A 533-nucleotide genomic window follows, 5' to 3' on the forward strand; every position below is an offset into this window, starting at 1 on the left:
TGGTTCAAACGCGCCGTCTTCTACGAGGTCCTGGTCCGCTCCTTCCAGGACAGCAACGGCGACGGCATCGGCGACCTCAAGGGCCTGACCGCCAAGCTGGACTATCTGCAATGGCTGGGCGTCGACTGCCTGTGGCTGCCGCCCTTCTTCAAGTCCCCGCTCCGCGACGGCGGCTACGACGTCTCCGACTACACCGCCGTCCTGCCCGAGTTCGGTGACCTCGCCGACTTCGTCGAGTTCGTCGACGCCGCCCACCAGCGCGGCATGCGCGTCATCATCGACTTCGTCATGAACCACACCAGCGACCAGCACCCGTGGTTCCAGGAGTCCCGCTCGAACCCCGACGGACCCTACGGCGACTACTACGTCTGGGCCGACGACGACAAGCAGTACCAGGACGCCCGCATCATCTTCGTCGACACCGAAGCCTCCAACTGGACCTTCGACCCGGTCCGCAAGCAGTACTACTGGCACCGCTTCTTCTCCCACCAACCGGACCTCAACTACGAGAACCCGGCCGTGCAGGAGGAGAT

The 533-nt window shown here is 64.4% G+C and carries 1 protein-coding gene; it reads left to right on the top strand.

Translation table 11 applies throughout. The features are described from left to right. Positions 1-533: alpha-amylase family glycosyl hydrolase (locus ACX28W_RS44040; protein WP_459005713.1), on the top strand; the 533-nt coding region annotated here is incomplete at both ends.

The organism is Streptomyces sp. SD15, assembly GCF_054462255.1.